Source organism: Desulfovibrio gilichinskyi, from assembly GCF_900177375.1.
Lineage (GTDB): Bacteria > Desulfobacterota > Desulfovibrionia > Desulfovibrionales > Desulfovibrionaceae > Maridesulfovibrio > Maridesulfovibrio gilichinskyi.
Genome location: NZ_FWZU01000004.1, coordinates 475421 through 495757, shown reverse-complemented (window position 1 = coordinate 495757; position 20337 = coordinate 475421). Strand labels below are relative to the sequence as shown.

General features: G+C 44.8%; 17 protein-coding genes. 5 read left to right on the top strand and 12 right to left on the bottom strand.

The features are described 5' to 3' along the window. Positions 1–5: 5 nt before the first annotated feature. The 10 genes from B9N78_RS13745 to B9N78_RS18570 all read right to left on the bottom strand — a co-directional run bounded on the left by B9N78_RS13745 (position 6) and on the right by B9N78_RS18570 (position 10517). Entirely contained in the window at positions 6–599 is a 594-nt protein-coding gene (locus B9N78_RS13745) for a hypothetical protein (RefSeq protein WP_085103225.1), read from the bottom strand. Positions 600–608: 9 nt separating this feature from the next. Further along, entirely contained in the window at positions 609–1430 is an 822-nt protein-coding gene (gene eutJ, locus B9N78_RS13740) for an ethanolamine utilization protein EutJ (protein ID WP_085103223.1), read from the bottom strand. A gap of 2 nt (positions 1431–1432) precedes the next feature. Then, on the bottom strand, positions 1433–2113 hold the full coding sequence (locus B9N78_RS13735) for a phosphate propanoyltransferase (protein ID WP_085103221.1): 681 nt from the start codon (positions 2111–2113) through the stop codon (positions 1433–1435). 189 nt (positions 2114–2302) lie between these two features. Beyond that, entirely contained in the window at positions 2303–2584 is a 282-nt protein-coding gene (locus B9N78_RS13730; RefSeq protein WP_212637025.1) for a BMC domain-containing protein, read from the bottom strand. Between the two features lie 66 nt (positions 2585–2650). Next, complete coding sequence (locus tag B9N78_RS13725) at positions 2651–4090, bottom strand: acetaldehyde dehydrogenase (acetylating) (RefSeq protein WP_085103217.1); 1440 nt, start codon at positions 4088–4090, stop codon at positions 2651–2653. 12 nt (positions 4091–4102) lie between these two features. Further along, positions 4103–4705 carry a BMC domain-containing protein gene (locus B9N78_RS18520; protein WP_085103215.1) on the bottom strand — a complete coding sequence of 201 codons (603 nt, stop codon included), beginning with the start codon at positions 4703–4705 and terminating at the stop codon, positions 4103–4105. Positions 4706–4750: 45 nt separating this feature from the next. Beyond that, complete coding sequence (gene cutD / locus B9N78_RS13715) at positions 4751–5683, bottom strand: choline TMA-lyase-activating enzyme (protein WP_085103213.1); 933 nt, start codon at positions 5681–5683, stop codon at positions 4751–4753. Positions 5684–5736: 53 nt separating this feature from the next. Further along, entirely contained in the window at positions 5737–8295 is a 2559-nt protein-coding gene (gene cutC, locus B9N78_RS13710; RefSeq protein WP_085103211.1) for a choline trimethylamine-lyase, read from the bottom strand. A 31-nt stretch (positions 8296–8326) separates the two neighbouring features. Continuing rightward, positions 8327–9829 carry an aldehyde dehydrogenase family protein gene (locus B9N78_RS13705; RefSeq protein ID WP_085103209.1) on the bottom strand — a complete coding sequence of 501 codons (1503 nt, stop codon included), beginning with the start codon at positions 9827–9829 and terminating at the stop codon, positions 8327–8329. A gap of 70 nt (positions 9830–9899) precedes the next feature. Then, positions 9900–10517, bottom strand: coding sequence for a BMC-T shell protein (locus B9N78_RS18570; RefSeq protein WP_085103207.1), 618 nt, complete (start codon positions 10515–10517; stop codon positions 9900–9902). Positions 10518–11242: 725 nt separating this feature from the next. Between B9N78_RS18570 and B9N78_RS13695 the strand changes: the two genes are divergently transcribed. From B9N78_RS13695 to B9N78_RS13685, 3 genes are all read left to right on the top strand, one after another. Then, positions 11243–12328: a hypothetical protein gene (locus tag B9N78_RS13695; RefSeq protein ID WP_085103205.1), complete on the top strand. Its 1086-nt coding sequence runs from the start codon at positions 11243–11245 to the stop codon at positions 12326–12328. Beyond that, positions 12325–12591, top strand: a complete 267-nt coding sequence (locus B9N78_RS13690) for a hypothetical protein (RefSeq protein WP_085103203.1) — start codon at positions 12325–12327, stop codon at positions 12589–12591. Before B9N78_RS13695 ends, B9N78_RS13690 begins: the two co-directional genes overlap by 4 nt. 120 nt (positions 12592–12711) lie before the next feature. Then, entirely contained in the window at positions 12712–13563 is an 852-nt protein-coding gene (locus tag B9N78_RS13685; RefSeq protein ID WP_085103201.1) for a choline utilization transcriptional activator, read from the top strand. Positions 13564–13575: 12 nt separating this feature from the next. On the opposite strand, the gene B9N78_RS13680 is transcribed toward B9N78_RS13685, so the two are convergent. Both B9N78_RS13680 and B9N78_RS13675 read right to left on the bottom strand, forming a co-directional pair. Beyond that, entirely contained in the window at positions 13576–14994 is a 1419-nt protein-coding gene (locus B9N78_RS13680) for a sigma-54-dependent transcriptional regulator (RefSeq protein WP_085103199.1), read from the bottom strand. Beyond that, positions 14987–16882: a PocR ligand-binding domain-containing protein gene (locus tag B9N78_RS13675; RefSeq protein ID WP_085103197.1), complete on the bottom strand. Its 1896-nt coding sequence runs from the start codon at positions 16880–16882 to the stop codon at positions 14987–14989. Before B9N78_RS13675 ends, B9N78_RS13680 begins: the two co-directional genes overlap by 8 nt. 528 nt (positions 16883–17410) lie before the next feature. Between B9N78_RS13675 and B9N78_RS13670 the strand changes: the two genes are divergently transcribed. Next, positions 17411–17815, top strand: coding sequence for a GlcG/HbpS family heme-binding protein (locus B9N78_RS13670; protein WP_085103195.1), 405 nt, complete (start codon positions 17411–17413; stop codon positions 17813–17815). A gap of 39 nt (positions 17816–17854) precedes the next feature. After that, positions 17855–20245 (top strand): glycyl radical protein, encoded by a 2391-nt coding sequence (locus B9N78_RS13665; RefSeq protein WP_085103193.1) that lies wholly within the window; start codon positions 17855–17857, stop codon positions 20243–20245. Positions 20246–20337 lie beyond the last annotated feature (92 nt).

Here is a 20337-nt window from a genome sequence, read left to right as displayed (position 1 = left end):
AATCCTCACAAACACTTCTGAATGTTGATTTTCAGTTCCTGAGCAACTTCTGCTGCCAAAGGGGTAATCTGAGCTGTTACAGGCACCATGAGAATAGAAGCCTTCTGCTCATGAGCATCAGTAACCGCTTTTTCTGTCACAAGAGTGTCTCTGAATCTGATCGTATCCGGCATCTTAGGCTGAAATTCTTTAAGACCGAATCCTGCCAGAGTTTCCCGGTAGCCTTCATAAAGATTAAACAGAGGAGCCGCTGCTGTTTCGCTGAAATCTCTATATCCGAACTTCAGAACCTCTACTTCAATGCCGTTAAGAAGGAGTCTCAAAACTTCCGACATGACAGGTCCGGAGCACCTGCCCAGAGCTAAATCAGCCATGGTGCTGCAACAGAGAGAAGGGAGGATATAGCGACAGATTTTTTTATTTTGAGTATCTTCTCCGAAAAAAATAAGCTCAAAATCATCTGCCAGACAGCCATGAATTTTCTGAGATAGAGATTTATCCCTTTCTGCTAAAACCATGACGCAATCCTTCTTTTCATCTTTACGAAGCTGCTTTAAAACTTCTTCGGTAATGGAGCGGACCAGTTCATTCATATCCATGAGGTTCTCCTAGGCTTCGCAGTTCAGGGCTATGCCCAGCGGGGTTACCAAAAAAGGATTCGCCGGCTTGAAAACAGGTTTGCCGATAGACTTTTCCATCACCTGCTCCATATTTTTAAGGCAGCAGGTTCCGCCGACCAGATAAATCGCTGAAATTTCGCGACCTGCGATATGATTGCTGACGATGGAAGCCATTTTTTGAATTACCGGAAAAACAACAGCAAGCGTTTCTGCCTGACGGTCTTTCTGCTTCTTCAATTCTTCCGCTTCCTCAAAACTGATCTTATAATTTCCGGCAAGAACCAGCGTCAGATGAGTTCCGCCGGTAGCCTCGTCGGCAACATAAGTTACTTTGCTGTCTTCAAGAACAGAAAGTCCGGTAGTACCGCCGCCGATATCAACAATAACCCCGTTCACAATGCCGAGAACAGCATTAGCAGCAGTCGGCTCATCAAGAATCGTGGTAACTTCGAGCCCCGCACCTTCCACAACATAGCGGTGAGTTCCGCAATCTTTCTCCCCGGTTCCGGGCGGGACAGCGATAGCGGCGTGGGTCAAAGTGCGTCCGAGACGCTCTTCAATCTGTTTCACAAGCTTACGGACAATACGGGTAGCTCCCGTATAATCAACAACCAGACCGTCTTTGATCACTTGAGCAAATTCCATGGCACAGGCCACAGGCTCTTTCTTACTGTTCAGAACAACCACCACAATGTAGGCTGTACCAAGGTCAACCCCCACAAAGAGTTTCTCATCGGCACTTACCGGAACGGTGTTCTCAATGCAGTCTTCAAGAGCACAAATTTTTTGATCAATGACTGAAAAGTCCATTGTTAGCTCCGCCATCCCTTAGAAAGGATTTTACCGGAAACACTTTTGTCCCAGCCTGCACTGTTTCCTTCATCAGGATCAATATGCATGCTCAGATTGAATGCATCATTAACGCGCACTACAACATCTTCAAGAATAACAGGACGTTCGCTTTCAAGGCGGACACTGACCTTTTCATTGTCGGAGACACACATTTTTTTGGCATCTTCAGGAGACATATGAATGTGACGGGCAGCGACGATTACGCCTTCTTCAAGTCCGACGATATTCATCTCGGAAGCCAGAATGATACCGGGCGTACCGGCAACGTCACCTGACTGGCGCACGGGGGCATTGATCCCGAGAATGCGGGCATCGGTTTTAGAAATTTCCACCTGTGAATGGGAACGTGATGGTCCAAGCACAGCCACGTTATCCATAACGCCTTTAGGTCCGATAAGACGAACACGCTCTTTACACAGAAACTGTCCCGGCTGGGAAAGCTCCCTAGTGAGAGTCAAAGGACCGCCGAATAGAGCTTTGGCGTCATCTTCACTTAAATGAACATGTCTTCCAGACAGCTCAACCGGAATAACATCACTTGTTTTCTCACACGCAGAAGCATTCGGTGTCTTGCCACCAAGCTGGTCAATGACGTTCCTGACGACCTCTTCCAAAATGTCGTTAATAGCTTTCTCGTTCATATTCACTTCACTTAAAAATATTGAATGATGTTTCTTTCAAGTATCTTGCTTCTGCACGGTACTGTTCTATTCTTCGCAAACCTTACTCAGCGGGCAGTGGAGGGAAGGAAGAATCCTTCCCTCCTCCACTTTTGAAAGTCATAGGAGTCGACTTTTCACAAAAAATCTTCCTGCGACTTGCAATGCTGCTTATTCTCCAGCTTTAGGAAGGATGATTTCAACTTCATCATGAGGGCGAGGAATAACGTGAACACTGATAAGTTCACCTACGTTTTTAGCAGCAACAGCACCGGCGTCAGTTGCAGCTTTAACAGCTCCAACATCTCCGCGAACCATTACAGTAACCAGACCGCCGCCAACCTGAGTCTTACCGACCAGAGTTACGTTTGCTGCTTTAACCATTGCATCAGCTGCTTCAATTGCGCCGACGAGTCCTTTAGTTTCAATCATTCCAAGTGCGTTAGATGACATGATATTCTCCTTTAAATGTTCAATTTTCTGCTAAATATGCCGCCAAAACTCCCTTTTATAAGGGAATTAAACCATCTGTTTAAGCTGTTCGACGATCATTGCGGTGATTGCACTGACGTCGAGGGTGGACGATCCAGCCGCTTCATGAGCGTGATGGCTGGTTGTAGTTCCAAGATCGTAAGCTATTCTTCTGACGTTCATCAGATTCAAAGGGGTTACGTTATCAGAAGTGGCACTTCCGCCGACTGTTCCGCAACCAAGTGTGAATGAAGGGAAGAGCGAGGTTGAAAGACCTACAGCACCCTGTGTGGACGGAGTGTTTACAAGCAGTCTGGAGACAGGCTTCTTGATACCGAACTCACGGATAACTTCTTCATTTTGTGAATGAATGGAGAGAGAATGACCGATACCGCCATTTTCCAAAAGCGCGTGACATGTCTCGCAAGCTTCTTTCCAGTCTTCAACTACGTAGAAACCGAGGAGACCGGTGAGTTTTTCCTTGGAGAAAGGATATTTAGGTCCGATTCCTTTTTCATCTGAAAGCAGAACAGTAACTCCGTGAGGAATTGTTATGCCTGCAATTTTAGCGATGTAAGCAGCGTCACGTCCGACGATATCAGGATTCATGGAACCGTTTCCTCTTTCCATGACTCGTTTAACCTTTTCAAGACACTCGCCTTCAAGGAAGTAACCACCCTCAGCAATAACAGCAGCTCTGACTTTATCAGCAATAACTGATTCAGTAACAATAGACTGTTCGGATGCGCAGATAGTTCCGTTGTCAAAAGTCTTACTCATAAAGATCTTTCTGACAGCATCTTCAACGTTGGCACTTCTTTCGATGTAAGCTGGGACGTTACCTGCACCTACACCTAAAGCAGGAGTACCGGAGCTGTAAGCAGCTTTAACCATGCCGGGACCGCCAGTAGCAAGAATCAGATCTGCAACTTTCATAAGTTCACCGCTACCCTGAATGGTAGGAATACTCATAACGCTGACGAGATCTTCGCTGACTCCGCATTTGGACAAAGCGGCGCGGATTATTTCTACAGTCTTACCGATGCATTTTTTAGCACTGGGATGAGGAGTGAAAACAATCGCATTTCCTGACTTGATGGAAATCATGGATTTATAAATAGTTGTAGATGTAGGGTTGGTTGAAGGAACAATCCCTGCAATAACACCTACTGGAACAGCAATTTCAGTGATTTTTTTAACTTTGTCTTCGCTAAGAACACCAATGGTTTTCATGTCTTTGATAGCTTCGAAAAGCTGCTCACTGGCAAGAATATTCTTAGCCGTTTTGTCCTGAACTTTCCCGAACCCTGTTTCTTCAACAGCAAGAGCTGCAAGAGACTCAGCCTGAGATCTGGCTGCTTCGGAAATTGCCTTAACAATGCAATCGATGTGTTCTTGATCGAGTAAAGCAAGTTCTGCCTGTGCCTTTTTAGCGGCACGAACAAGTGAACGCGCTTCCTGAACGGACAATAAATCTTTGTCTACCATTTGGAATACTCCTTATCTGCCTGTAACTTTAATAATTGCTTCAATCAGTGCTTTCTTCGCGGAAGATTTAATCTCTTCTCTGGTCAGAGAAAGATCACTCATGGTGCGAGCAATCTGCCGCAGCTTACCGATTTTCATCTTTTCTAAATCTGAAATTTGATAGCGAACAGGTTCTGCTTTTACAGATGGCTCAGAAATTTTATCTAGAATATTACTAGATAAATTCTCAACTTTATCTAAATCCTTCTTGATTTCGACAGCAGGTTCTGAAACCTCAACTGGAGCTTCTTCATGTTCAACTTTAGCTTCTTCTTTAAATTCCGGAGCATTAACCTGAACCGGCTTTGTAGCAATAATCCGCTTAAGCTCCTCATCAGGACGGGCAATGACATGCTGCGAAACAAGTGTTGATCCGCAAATACGGCCTATAGCAGAAACAGCAGCATCAACGGATGCCTTTACTGCGGAGACTTCTCCTTCAATAGTGATGGAGACAAGTCCGCCACCCACGAGATTTTTTTCAAGAAGGTGTACATCTGCAGCTTTAAGCATGGCATCTGCGCCTTCAACCGCTGCAAGCAGTCCCTTTGTTTCAATAAATCCTAGTGCCGCCATAATGTGTTCTCCTCAATTACTGAAAATGCGTATCGCATGTTCCTGTTAGTGCCTGATCACTGAAACCGGAAAATTATATTTTTTAATGCTGTTCTCAATGCGTTCAAGATCAGCATCGCTAAGCTTCGGGTCACCTTCAATCGGGTACTCCCAACCAAGCTGGCTGTACTTGTTCACCCCGAGTTTGTGATACGGCAGAAGGTCCACGCCTTTGAAATTTTTAAAATCCTGATAAGGTTTCAACAATTTGATCAGATCAAGAATTTCCTGCTCGCCGTCATTTACGCCTTTTAAGAGCGGCATCCTGATTTTTACGTTGTACTTGTTATCAAGAAGCCATGTCAGATTGCTTAGGATCATCTCATTGCGAACGCCTGTGATCTCACGGTGTCTTTCGGAATTCATATGCTTCACATCAAAGAGAAAAAGGTCCGTGAATTCCGCAACTTTCTGCACAACTTCAAGGCGCGCATACCCGCAAGTTTCCATTGCGGTGTTAATGTTTCTCTGTTTGCAGGCCATTAACAGATTAGTCGCGGCTTCAGGCTGCATAAGGACTTCCCCGCCGCCTAAGGTGACGCCGCCGCCTGACATTTCATAAAAAGGTCTATCCTCTTCCACTATATCCATCAGTTCTGATATAGTTTTTACTTCTCCGACCACAGCCAGAGCCGAATGAGGGCAGACTTGTTCACATTTCCGGCATCCGATACATTCAATATTCTGATCTATTTCGTGGCGGCGAGCCCCCGGTGAGAATTTATGGATTCCCACCGGGCAGACGGGCTCGCATGCACCACAATGAACGCAGAGGTCTTTTTTAAATAGAACTTGGAATTTACGAAGTTGTCCTTCGGGATTTGAGCACCACTCACAACGAAGAGGACACCCTTTAAAGAACACCAGAGTTCTCACTCCGGGTCCGTCGTACATGTTGTATTTCTGTACGTTGAATATATGTGCTTTTCTTTCAATCACGGTGATCACTCTATTGTTTAAGGCTCTAAAATCCCGGGCCGACTACAATTCAATTACAGTTCAAGCAGCATGGTTCTGCTGATGATTTCGTCCTGTACATCTTTGCAAAGCTCAACAAAGAACGCGCTGTATCCAGCTACGCGGACAACGAGATCACGATAATTTTCAGGGTGTTTCTGAGCATCCAGCAGAGTATCGTTATCAAGATAGTTGAACTGCATTTCACCATTGCCCAGCATGCAGGCTGTGCGCATGAGAGTGATGATGCCGGTTTCCCCTTCAGGGGTATCGAGCAGGCCGGACATAAGCTTGAAGTTGTGAACCATACCGATGTTCATGCTGTCGTTTGCCATCTTGGAAACGGACTTGATGATTGCGGTAGGTCCTTTGTAGTCAGCACCCTGAGTCGGACTGATACCGTCGGAAAGAGGCATCCATGCACGACGACCGTTAGCGGAAGCGCCGAGCAGCTGTCCGAATGGAGTGTTATTAGAAATAGAAAGTGTTCCGTGGCTCAGTACAGAATACAGAGTCTTGAATTTGCGGTGTTCAGTTTCAGTGAAATGAACCAGATCCGCAGCAATAAGATCTACATAATCATCATCGTTACCGTATTTAGGAGCAGCAAGGCAGTCAGCCTTAATCTGTTCAAACCCTACGAAGTCGACTTTCAAAGCTTCGTTAAGCTGGGACAATGTGTACTTATGATCTTCAAATACAAGCTTCTTAATAGCAGCCATGGAGTCAACGTAAGTAGCCAGACCGGACCAGACAACACCTGGACCGAAGTTGTACATTGCGCCGCCGGCGGAAACGTCCTTACCTTTTTCCATACAACCTTCATACATGAGGGACATGAGAGGTTTTGGAGCCTGATCTCTGTGAACTCGCTGCGAAATAACAGTTGCAACGCTTGACCATTTGGTAATGTACTTGATTTGTTCTTTTACAGCTGCTTCGAATTTTTCATAAGTATCGAAAGAGTTGATCGGTCCCATATCAGGGCAGACTTTCTTACCGTACCAAAGCGGAACACCCTGATTGAGAACAAGCTCAATGCAGATAGGCCACTGGGTATATGCGGTTGATGTCCACTGATACAGACGACCTGATTTCTGAGGTTCAACGCATCCCATGAGGCAATAGTCGCGAGCATCTTCAATGCTTACGCCTTTAGCCAGCATCATTTTAATATGGGCATCATCAAAGTGAACAGCAGGGAAACCCATTCCTGAACGGATAACATCAACAATCTTTTTCAGGTATTTCTGAGGTGATTTGTTATGAACACGAGTTGCAAGGGAAGGCTGATAAATGCGGACATGACGAACTGCGTCCATGAGCAGGTAAGTCAGATCGTTAGTTGCATCAAGACCTTCACGGGTTACGCCGCCAACGCACATATTTACAAAAGGCTGGTATCCTGCGAAGAATTTAGAGCCGCCTTCGCTGGTGATCCACATCATTTCAGACATTTTGATCAGCATACATCCGGCAAGATCAAAAGCTTCGTATTCAGTCATACGTCCGGCTTCAAGGTCAGCCTTGAAGAAAGGATACATATACTGGTCAACACGTCCGATAGACATACCTGTTTGGTTTTCTTCAACTACAAGCAGGGATTCAATGGTCCAGACTGCCTGAATAGCTTCCCAGAAAGTGCTAGGCTTATGAGCAGGAACACGTGCGTTGACTTCTGAAATCTTGAGAAGTTCAGCTTTACGTTTCGGATCAGCTTCTTTAGCTGCAAGCTGTGCGGCGTAATCGGACATTCTTTTAGCGTAAATCATTACGCCTTCAGCTGTTTCGATTACTGATTTATAGAAATAAATTTTATCGATATCATCGGGGTTTTCGTAATCCAGTTCTTCAAGATGAGCGCGCGCTTCGCTCTGGATGTCCAGCATCCCTTTCTTCATAAGAATTACGTCATAACCGGGGTTGGAGTCACCGCCGCCGTTCACAGCATGGTAGGAGCAGTCGGAAACAAAGGATTCGCCGGAAAGTTCCCAGAGTCCTGCTTCGCGGTACTGACCTTCGCAATGTTCATCAACGGACTTGCTTTCCCAGAAAGGAAAGAGTTCTTCCAACATGATCTTTTTATCTTCGTCAGAAACATAAAAAGGATCCTGAGGACGTGTTCCGATAGTGTCGATTTCGTCTTTCATCCAGCGCCATGCGATGTCAGGTGAAAATGCACCTGCGCGAGGAGCACCGTTAGGAGCACCGACGATAAGCTCGCCATCCAGAATAACCAGAGGAGCTGTTTCGCAGCAGTAACGGAAGCACTTACCGCGTAAAAGAGCTTTAGGCATTCCGGGATTTTCTTTAGCCATCTTGGTGATGGCGCGAGCACGATGAACAGTTACGCTAGGAACGTGCTGTAGAAATTTTTCTTTGAGTTTGACATGACGGTCAGTGGGTCCGTCAGGAATACCGCAAGTGTCGTGAGCATGAGCAACACCATGAGCTACAGCATGAGTGTCCGCATCTTTACTATGTAAAATCTCTGCGGATACGCCCTCAAAAATCTTCTTTAACGAAGCTCTCTCCTCAGGAGACAGATTCTTAGTAACCTCTGCTAACTTATTTGAAAAACTTTGAAGATCCATTTTGCTTCCTCCATTTAAGAGATATTATTCATTAACGATCCGCAGGATCATTTATTGCTTCAATCGCCTTTTTCAGGAGCAGCTGTAATGCCTGCTCCAGATTAGAATCATTGCTTTCTTTGTGCTCAACCGCTGCCGGGCAATGATTTTCACTATTATTAATTACGTCTTCCGGTCCGTTCATGTGCCTGACTCCGTATCCAACCCTTCGGGTGTAGATAAGATTAAGCGGCGACACATTGTCAGACGTGATGCCGCGTCCGGCGGAACCGCTACCGAGAGTCATTGAGGGGAAGAGATTTGTGGTTAAGCCCATTCCACCGAAAGTACCCGGAGTATTGACCAGCAATCTTCCAACCGGCTTTTTCAAAGCAAACTGGCGGATTACTTCTTCGTCACCGGAGTGAATTACCAAGGTGTGGGCGTTTCTCTCGTGGAGCAGCAGCTCGATGCACTTTTCACAGGCATGCATCCAGTCATCCTCCACATAAAGAGCAAGAACGGGGGAAAGAAATTCTTTGTAATAAGGGTCTGTCTCGGAAACGTACTTACGTTCTGCGACAAGCACAGATACATTTTCCGGTACATTAAATCCGGCTCTGCGGGCGATAACCGCGGCGGACTGACCGATCATTCCCTTTTTACGTTGACCGTCAGGGCGGAAGAAAAGTTCGGCAAGAGTTTGCGACTCTTCATCCGACATGAAATAAGCACCGTTATCATATAAAACACGTTTGACGTCGCTTGCGATGCAGGAGTCAACAACAATGGACTGTTCCGCTGACGGAGCAATGCCGTTATCAAATGTTTTACTGGAAATGATGTCTTTGACGGCCTGACTTATGTTTGCAGAACGCTCAATAAAAGCAGGACCATTACCTGTTCCACCATAAATAACGGGCTTTCCTGAGCAATGAGCGGTTTGAAGCATTCCCGGAACTCCGGTGACAAGAACCAGAGAAGTGAGTCTATGGTTCATGAGTTCTTTGGTTCCGCTTTTGGTAACGGTTCCAAGATAGGAGAGACATCCCTCCGGCAGACCGTGAGCCTGCGCAGCCTCAATCATGATGTCTAAAACCATGCTGATGCTTTTTACGGCTCCGGGATGCGGGGAAAAGATTATTCCGTTTCCTGATTTAATCGCAATCAGGGCGTTGCAGACAGTTGTGGAAACAGGACTTGTTACAGGACAGAGGGCTGCAATGACTCCGACAGGAACGCCTATATCCATAATGTGCTTTTGCGGATCTTTATTAATAACCCCCACACAACGCATGGATCTTAGCTGGGTACGGACTTGCTCACAGACAAAATGATTTTTGACATATTTATCCTGCCATTTACCGATGTCAGTTTCTTCCTGAGACATGACGGCAAGGTCTTTAGCATGTTTTTCAACAGCGTCAGCCATGCTCTCGACAATTTCATCCAGCTTTTCCTGTGGGAAAGAGGCCAGCTTCTTTTGCGCTTCATGCCCATTCTCCGCAAGAATTCTGGCTTGCTGAATGGAAAGTAAATCACTGTCAACAATCATTATATCCCCCCTCTAGCATGTGTATAAACAATCACTTCGTTCCCACACATTCCACAAAGTCACAGCGGAATTAAGCAAGCAAAGTGCTGAGTGCGTATCTTTCAGTAATTTTTACTAAATCAGGATGAGGGGTCGGGATAACAACAGAGCTGTACACTTCAACGCCCATTTCATGGACTGCTTTGACTCCGGCTTCTACAGCGGATTTACATGCTGCAACATCACCTTGAACCAAAACTGAAATGTATCCTGAAGCTACGTTTTCATATCCGATGAGTTCTACATCAGCAGCCTTCATCATGGCGTCGGCAGCTTCAAGAACATAGACAATACCGAAGGTTTCAATGAGCCCCATTGCTTTTGGTCTGCCAGCTTGCGCATCTGCATCATCACTGCTTTCAACAGCATGCACGGAAACGATTTCGCCGACTCCGCGGATTGGACGAGCCATAACGTTCTGTGCGGTCAGTTTGCCTATTTCAGCTGCTGCAACAGCTCCGGCTTCAACCGCAGCTTTAACGGCAGCGACATCTCCTTTAACCATAACGGCAACAAGGGTAGACCCTACGTTTTCGTATGAAATAAGCTCTACATCTGCTGTTTTCAGCATTTGGTCTGCGCCGTTTATTGCCGGAACCATTCCAAGAGTTTCAATAAGGCCCAAAGCCTCTTCGCCGTAATATCTCATGTGATCTCCATTTGAGCTGATTCTTCAGTTCATAACTGCAACTTCTGCCGAGCGGATTAAGAACTCCTGAACTCAAGTTCTCTTTTATCTCCGACTTTAAGCCTACCCCCTCCCCCCAAGGGGAAGGTCAACACACTTTTCGAAATTTTTTATTTTAGTTGTTAAGAGATTAAAATGTTACATTTTTGTTCAAGATAATTACAAAAAAGGCATTTATTTGACCAAAATTAGGATAATTACTATGGAAACACACCGATTTGCTGGAAGGGAAGTATCAAATTTTACGACAAACAATCTTCTTTTCGGAGAAAAACATGAATGACCATTATTCTATAAACTCCTGTAATTAAATACTATTTATATACAAACTTTTCTTCATTTTTAACTGTTTTAAAACAGCAACAACAGCTTTGACTTAAGACTTTTATTAACAAGATATGGTTCTGTCCGGCCGGATAAAAACGAGACATTTGTGAAATCTTTAACACTTATTAGTTTATATAACATTATGATATTTAAGACTAAAATGAATAAAAACGGCTAATTAATTATTCACAAACTAGCCAGTTCCAAGCCAAATTCGAATAACAGCATTGACCTTCCCCTTAAGGGGAAGGGTATAAATATAAAGAGGAGTAGTTTGTATCCGCATAACGGAAGTGGATACGGACTTATGTGAGGAAATATTTTTCATATTCATCTTTTAATGTTTGAAGGAGACGACCATGGGGCACGCTTCAATTGCACTAAACCCGGCAGCAGTGACTGCGAAACGAAAGCTTGCAACAAGCTTTCGAAGGCAGGGGATTATTACAGCCCTGCTTTCAGGACTTCTATACGGATTTTATACTGCATTCATGACTCTTGGTATGTCCAAGGGCGTTTGGGTTGAATGGTACGGAGCAAATTCCGGCTTATCTGCTTTTGGAGTTATGTATCTGCTAAGCGCACTCGGAGCAGCTACAACTGATACATGCAGCGCAGTCTGGGCTGTAGGCATTGCGAACTTCAGAGGAAGATTCGGCGATTTTCTAAGATGCATAAAAACTAAACCCGGCCTAGCAATGGTTATCGCAGCTATTATCGGCGGACCGCTTGCAAGTACTGCATATGTCGTCGGCCTCCAGCTCGCAGGCTCCATTGTAGTTCCTATCGCTGCTCTTTGTCCGGCAGTTGGAGCTATTCTGGGAAGAATCCTGTTTAAACAAGAACTGAACTCCCGTATGCTTCTCGGTATCGCCATTTGTTTCGGAGCCAGCTTCATGATCGGTAGTACAGGAATCGGCGATAATGTTCCTGACAACCTTCTGTTAGGTCTCTTCTTTGGCTTCCTTGCAGCAGTTTGCTGGGGAATTGAAGGATGTATATGCGGTTATGGAACCTCAATGATCGACCCTGAAATCGGTATTACTATCCGTCAGGTCACCGCCGGTCTTTCAAATCTTCTTATTTTAGTACCTTTGTTCAGCATGATCGCGCATGTTGATGCATTCAGCATGGTTGCACAGTCCTTCACCGACAGCTCCATTATTTGGTTTGTTATTGCCGGCCTTAGTGCGTACCTGACCTTCATGTACTGGTATAAAGGCAACGCTATGTGCGGAGCAGCTCTTGGAATGTCTTGCAACGGAACCTTTTCATTCTGGGGACCATTTTGCTGCTGGATAGTTCTTGGTGTTTGTTTTGGATACGAAGGATGGGCTATGCCTCCTATCGCATGGATAGCAGCCATAACAATGGTTATCGGTATCTTTATCATATCAATGAACCCCATGGATTTGTTCAAAAAAAATGATCAGGAGATAGCATGAACCCCTTAAACTACGCTATATTAAAATTTGTTACTAAAACTGACGAAGCTTGCGCGGACTGCGTAATGGATGCGTTAAAAGATCAGTACGGCCACTTCAAAGCATTCAAAAAACATTCTATAATAAATGCCTTGATGACAGCTGAAGCCAACGGCCTTCTTGAAGAATCTAGATTTGACCTTGATTCCAACGAAGAACTCCGGGTTTACTACCGCGCCCACGAAGAAGGGGCCGCAACGATCAATCGCTATATCAAGGATTGACCTAAAAAATTCTCGTAGATATAAGGGGAGCGTTTCACCACGGTAAAACGCTCCCCATTTTTATATGAACTTTAACAACATATTTAAATGACAGACTAAAAAAGCTACAGGAGGAAAACTATGAAAACTAAAAATAGGTATTTCATAGGAGACATGAGCAAGATATGTAACATATCGAAAAAAGCTCTTCGCTATTATGATACGATAAATCTCATTCCCTCTCACCGCCACGACTACAACAACTACAGATACTATACTCTCGATGCGCTGTTAGCCGTTCCTGTCATTAAATATTACAAACAAATGGGATTTACTCTTGATGAAATGAAAGAATTCATCGAAGGAAGTGGATCCAATGTCTTCAAATCTCTCCAAAATTCTTTTGTTTCTAAAATTAACGAGCTAGAAAAAGATCAGGAAAAACTTCGCAGAAAACACGTCTCTGTACGGGACTGGTATACGCTGATTTTAGAAGCGGAAATGGTGATAGACAACAATATCAAAGAAGTTTCTGTTAAATATGTTGATCCTTCAAATCTCATTTTTCTGGATCAAGAATTTGATAATGATATTAAATCATCAATTATCAACCTTGAGTTTACGCAGCATGTTGAAAATCTTGAAAATGAAATAACCGGACCGGTTATTATTAATTTCTCCTCTTTAAACGACAGAGTAGAGAACAGAAACCAGCCTGTTAAAATATTGCAAAAGACTTTGATGCCATGCAACGAAGAAAACCAATTCAAATTTGGCGGCTGCATGATGGTGTCTTGCTATCACATAGGCCCGCATGAAGAAATTCACAAAACTTATCAAAAGATTTGCAGGTGGGCGGGCCACAACGGATATATACTCGGAGAAGAGTCATACGAGCGGTACATAACTGATTACTGGACCACCCGGAATGCTTCCAAATTCGTAACAGAAATTTTGATTGAAGCTTCACGGGTCGGCACGGCTGCCCACTAACATCATAGCATACTAATCATATTCATTTTTCTTTAAATACTTGCTCACAGCCTGTCTGGTGACACCTATAAGCTGCGCAGCGGAGGATTGATTCCCTTTTGTGCGCCGGAGAGCTTCATCAAATAGCTTAGATCTGAGTTCATGCAAAGTCGGCAATCTGGTTCCAAACGTTACACTTTCTTCCAAAGCAGTATTAAAGCCACTTGAACTTGACTCTAACGGCACGACCAGCAGCTTCTTAAAATGCTTTGCCATTAGCCCTTTATAGCCGCAAATACCGGCAGCATCATGGACCAAATGCTGAAGCTCCCGTATATTTCCGGGGAAAGAATAATTAGCCAGAAATCTTGCTATTTCATGGACATCAGCCTCAACATCAACTCCTACTTCTGCCTGCACTTCATTCAAAAAATGTGAAAGCAGAAGCGGAATGTCTTCCATCCGCTCTCTGAGAGGCGGGATGCACAGCATATGTCCACGCAGCCTGAAAAACAGATCTTTGCGGAATTTACCATGTTCCTGCATTCCGTTGATTGACTGATGAGTTGCAGTAATAATCCTTGCGCTTGAACGCTTAGCCATATCAGATCCCAGCGGCATAAACTCATGTTCCTGCAACAGTCGCAGCAATTTAGTCTGCGATGTCTGGCTGAGATCACCTATTTCATCAAGAAACAAAGTCCCTTTTTTAGCTTTTTCCACCAGTCCGATGCGGGCTTCAGCCGCTCCGGTAAAAGCACCCTTTTTGTGCCCGAACAATGTATCTGAAAAAATATTATCATCTAATCCGGCGACATTTACGGCGACAAATTCCCCTTTGCGTCCGCTGGCTTTATGCACTGCCCGCGCGATCAGTTCCTTACCTACTCCGGATTCACCTGTAATAAGCACAGGGCGCGAAGTTTCAGCTATGGCTTCAATATATTTGAATATGGAATACATATCCTTGTGGGCAGTAATAATCTCTGAAAACAGCTCCGGCCTGTCAGGACCGTCCATGAAAAAACTTTGCTGCAGCGAACTGTTTTCCTGCCGCAGCTCAAAAATTTCAATAGCATGACGCACCCCGGCAATAAGGGTATTACGTTCCTCGGTTTTGACAATAAAATCAAAAGCTCCCTTGCGGATACAGTTCACTACGGCTTTAATATCATTAAGCCCTGAAATAACGAGAACAGGAAGCTCTGGATGTTCTTCAACAATCTGCGGAATGAGCTCTTCGCCGGAAATACCGGGCATCATCAGGTCTACAGCAACAGCGCAGAATTTATTCCGCCCGAGCACTTCCATCACTTTAGTTCCGTCATTTAAGAGAACTACGTTATCTATCCCCTGTGAACGGAGAGTAGCCCTGAAACTTTGCAGCCATGAATCTTCATCATCAACAAGCAAAAGCGGATATCTTGGTGTAAGACCTGCGACTTTATGCATTCTCATCCTCATTTTCTACGACCGGAATAGAAAATCTTGCAACAGTCCCCCCGCCGGGATTGCCGGAAAATTCCAATTCGCCGGAATGTTCCTGTACAATCGACGAAGACACGGAGAGCCCAAGCCCTGTTCCGCCACTGTTCCGTTTTGTGGTAAAAAACGGATCTGTTATCTTCGTAAGGTTTTCAGTTGCAATACCGCTGCCCTCATCACTCACAATTATATCTATTCTTTTTTCAGCCTTATTGAACTTTGACGAAAGATGAATTCCCTGTTTACGATCAGTCAAAGCTTCGCATGAATTAACCAGCAGGTTGATCAGAACCTGTGATAGACGCTGGGAATTACCGCGAACAGTGGGTAGAGATTCCGCAAGATCAGTTTCAAACTTAGCTGTTTTCTGGCTGATCATATTTTCCAGCAGACGCAGTGAGTTCTTGATCACATCTCGAAGGTCAACATCCCACATCAATTCACCGGGCTGTATCCGAGAATAATCCTTGAGGCTGTTCACAATTCCGCTGATTCTGCATGCCCCCTCCTGCATCCTTGAAAGCAGGTCCGGCATAAAACTTCTAAGTTCAGAGTACTCCAAACCTCCGGCTAAGAACTCGCCGTTTTCATGGTAATAATCTTCCAGAATCGGAGCAATATCACCCCATATATCACCCAGCAACGGAAGATTGAGAGTCATGAAACTGTTTGGATTGTTTATCTCATGGGCCATACCTGAAACAAGAATGCCCAGCGAAACCATTTTATCAGCCTGAATAAGCTGCTGCTCTTTTTCTTTACTCTGCCGCTCGGATTCAATCCGTTCAGTAACGTCTCTTATGGCACAGACTCCTACGCTTTCACCCTGAAAAATTATGTCGCGCTGCTGAATCTCGCAAATCAGCATCTTGCCGTCTCTGCACCTGAAATTTGCGTCGAAGCGGTATTTTTTATTTTTTGATGTGTATTCTTTAACTTTTTTCCGATGAACAGGATCAGCCAGATCATCAATATTGAGGCCGGAAAATTCCTCCTGAGAATAACCGAAAATTCGATGCCCGGCCTTGTTTGTAGTCAGAATTTCCCCGTCACGATGAATAAATATAGCTTCAAAAGTTGACTGGGAAAGCTGGCGGAAACGTTCTTCACTTTCACGCAAAGCAGCCTCTGCAACCCGCCGTCTGGCAATGGCCTGAGCCTGTAAAAAATTTTTGCGGGCTAAAATTGAAATCTGATTGGCCACAAGGCAAAGGACATTACAGACACTCATAAATTTTTCGCGCGACATGACAGGCACAAGCTTCAGGGCCTCCATAAATTCATCCTCGTCCGCGCCTATCTCTCTGGCATACCCTTTGATGCGCTCGTCATTAATGGGCGGACAGCGAACCTGACCGATTATCCAATTCGCAATATGACGGTCCCCGACATAAAAACTTGTACCGCCGTCCCAGAGTCCGCCGCTCAGGCAAGGACGCATTATAGGTTCGAGTGGGCTTTTTGTGCCGAATGATGCATCGGAACGCATACAATTCTTAAGCCCCTTAGGAGTCTTGCGGATAACATCGTTACACAGCTTACAAAATCGGCTTGGTCTGGTTATGGGTTGTCCGTCAAGGTCCGTGATAATCGAAGCGACACTTGTCGCCTCGGAAAAGGCATCCTGAATCTGCTGAATGGCCTCAACATCAAAATAGTCTTCAAATCGATAATTCTTGTCATCCATCTGCGAATCATTAATCTGTGTACTGAGATTACATTCCTTACTGAAATTACCGCACAGAGATCTCGTAGCTTCAAGCTCTGAGACTCTCCCACGCAGAGTGTTAAGCTCATCAATAAAGTCCTCAGGACAGACATTTGTTTTGTTTAAATTATCATCTTTAGATTTCATATTACGTATCTTAATCCAATATAATCGATTTTTTGCTTACACTAAGTACTGATTGCGGTTCATGTTTTAAAGATCTTAGCACGATCAATGCCACTTTTCTTCATGATAAATATCAATAGCCCAGCCTCGGAAACAGTAAAAATTTAATATGTTATTACAGTAACATATTAAACAACTGGAAAAAAATCAAAAATATTCATCCTTCCATAATTCCTGTCAAACAGAATTACATCCTAGTTGACAACCACTGTACACATTCATGTCAACCAAACTAACTTTACCGCATAACATACTTGAATAGAATATCTTTTATACTAGAAATAAAATCGTAAATTCATACCTTGTCAACCTGGAGTGACACCTAAGTATGGATCAAATTAGACATGACAAGCCCCTAAACTACGTTAGCTATCTGCAATATAAAGATATTCATTTCATGGCATGTTTTTCTCTTAGCTAGAATTATCAGGCAACAGCAAAAGTAGTGGAAAACTTTATGCTCAACATTATCAAATAAGGGAACCGATAATGCCAGTTACAGCAAAGAAAGCTCAACAAATGATCATGGCAGCGGCCGAAAAAGCAGACGAAATAGGCGTGCCCATGGTGATCGCGGTGGTAGATCAGGGTGGAAACTTTGTTGCACAGCTACGACAGGATGATGCTTTGCTGGTCAGCGTAAGCCTCTCTTGGAATAAAGCATACACTGCCGTAGCAGCGAAAATGTCAACCGAAACTCTAGGAACAGTGTCACAGCCAGGTGGACCGCTGTATGGCATTCACACCGCTGAAAACGGACGGATTGTAATTTTCGGCGGTGGATTTCCTATTGAAGAAGGTGGAAAAATAGTCGGTGGAATCGGAGTGAGCGGCGGCAGTGTTGAGCAGGACATGGCTTGCGCCAAAGCCGGTCTTGCAGCGTATAGTTCTTAATAACTCTGGAAAATTAACTTTTAATGAAGGAGTGGAGCAATGACTAAGAATAAACCTAATGTAGAAATTCCCAAGACTGTGGGTACTTCAGAGCGTGTAGAAAAAATCCTTGATCGTTTTTTAAACACAACACCTTCAATCTGCGCAGAACGTGCCGAGCTGATCACTGAATCCTATAAGGAAACAGAAGGATTGCCCATGCCGACTCGCCGCGCAAAGGCTCTGGAAAAGATTCTCTCCGGCATGTCAATTTTCATTCAGGACGATGAAATTTTGGTCGGTAACCAGTGCTCCATGCCTCGCTCTGCTCCGATTTTTCCGGAATTTTCCTGCAAATGGGTTGAAGAGGAACTGGACCGCCTCGCAAAAAGGACTTCCGACGTTTTCCTTATTTCTGAAGATGTTAAAGCCAAACTGCGCAAAGCTTTCGCATACTGGGACGGCAAAACTGTTAATGAAATTGCTTCCAAGCTCATGCCTGAAGAATCTCTTGAAGCACACAATGAAGTTGTGTTCACCGTCGGCAACTACTTCTACAACGGCGTAGGCCACATTTCCGCCAACTATGATAAAGTACTAAAACTCGGCCTCAATGCTGTTATTGCTCAGGCTGAAGCTAAACTGGCTGAAATTGATTTCTCAGATCCTTCACAGCTTAATAAAATGCATTTTCTGAAATCAGTTGTCACAGCCAACAAAGCTGTTATCGCTTTTGCAGAACGTTTTGCAGTGCTGGCAGAAAAAATGGCATCCGCATGTGATGATTCAGAGCGCAGAGCCGAACTTATTGAAATAGCCCGCATCTGCCGCAAAGTTCCCGCCCAGCCTGCTGAATCCTTTCAGGAAGCAATGCAGGCATTCTGGTTCATCCATCTGGTTATCCAGATTGAATCAAACGGTCACTCCATTTCACCGATGCGCTTTGACCAATACATGAATCCCTTCCTTCAGGCTGACAGCATTTCTGTTGAAAAGGCACAGGAACTGCTGGACATGCTGTGGGTCAAGTTCTCTGAACTTAACAAAGTTCGTGACGAAAACTCCTCTATGGCTTTTGCAGGCTACCCCATGTTTATGAACCTGATAGTTGGCGGACAGAAACGTGACGGCTCTGATGCCACAAACACGATGTCCTATCTTATCCTGCAAGCGAGCGCCAATACTAAGCTTTATGCGCCTTCACTATCCATCCGCATTCACGAAGGAACACCTGATCCGTTATACAAGAAAGCCGCTGAACTCAGCCGTATGGGAATGGGGTATCCCGCATACTACAATGACCGCGTTATTGTACCGGCTCTTCTGGCTCGCGGTCTTGAACGTGAAGATGCTCGTGATTACGGTATCATCGGCTGCGTAGAACCTCAGGTCGGCGGCAAAACCGAAGGCTGGCATGACGCAGCTTTCTACAACATGGCAAAAATTATTGAGCTTTGCCTCAATGACGGTGTTGACCAACGCACCGGAAAACAACTTGGTCCTAAATCAGGAAGCATGAAAACCTTCAAATCTTTTGAAGATCTCATGGCTTCATACACACAGCAGACAGCTCATTTCGTAAAACTTATGGCTGCTGCTGACAACGCTGTTGATATGACCCACGGTAAACATTGTCCGCTTCCATTCCTGTCATCTCTCGTTGACGACTGCATTTCCAAAGGAATTTCCTTGCAGGAAGGCGGAGCTCATTACAACTTCACAGGGCCGCAGGGCGTAGGTGTTGCCAACGCAGGTGACTCCTTAACTGCTATCAAAAAGATCGTTTTTGACGATAAAGCTCTGACTCTTGAACAGCTTCAGGAAGCACTCGCCAACAACTTCGAAGGACAGGAAGACCTGCGCCAGATGCTCGTCAACCGTGCTCCTAAGTACGGCAATGATGACGATTACGCAGATGAAATTGCTAAGGAAGCAGCTCTTATCTACTGCAAAGAAGTCAACAAATACACCAACCCTCGCGGTGGTAAATTCCAGCCGGGCCTCTACCCTGCTTCTGCAAACGTGCCTTTAGGTTCCGTTGTAACGGCAACTCCTGACGGACGCAAAGCATGGACACCACTTGCTGACGGTGTATCACCTATATCCGGTTACGACTCCTGCGGTCCTACCGCATCTGTTCTATCCGTTGCAAAACTGGATCATGAGATTGCATCCAACGGAACACTGCTGAACCAGAAATTCCATCCTTCCGCAATCGAAGGAGAAAAAGGACTGGAGAATCTCAAAGCCGTTACCGAAGCTTACTTCCAAAACGGCGGATTCCATGTGCAGTACAACGTTATCAGTCGTGAAACCCTGCTCGACGCTCAGGCTAACCCTGAAAAACATAAGGGATTAGTTGTCCGCGTTGCAGGATACAGTGCATTCTTTACCGCACTGGACAAATCACTGCAGGATGACATTCTCGCCCGTACTGAACAGAACTTCTAGTGATTATGCGGCCCCCGGCAATTATGCCGGGGGCCTTATTCAGGGCTTACACCTTTAGCCGCCAAAGGCCGGCATCACATAAATAAGCGGGT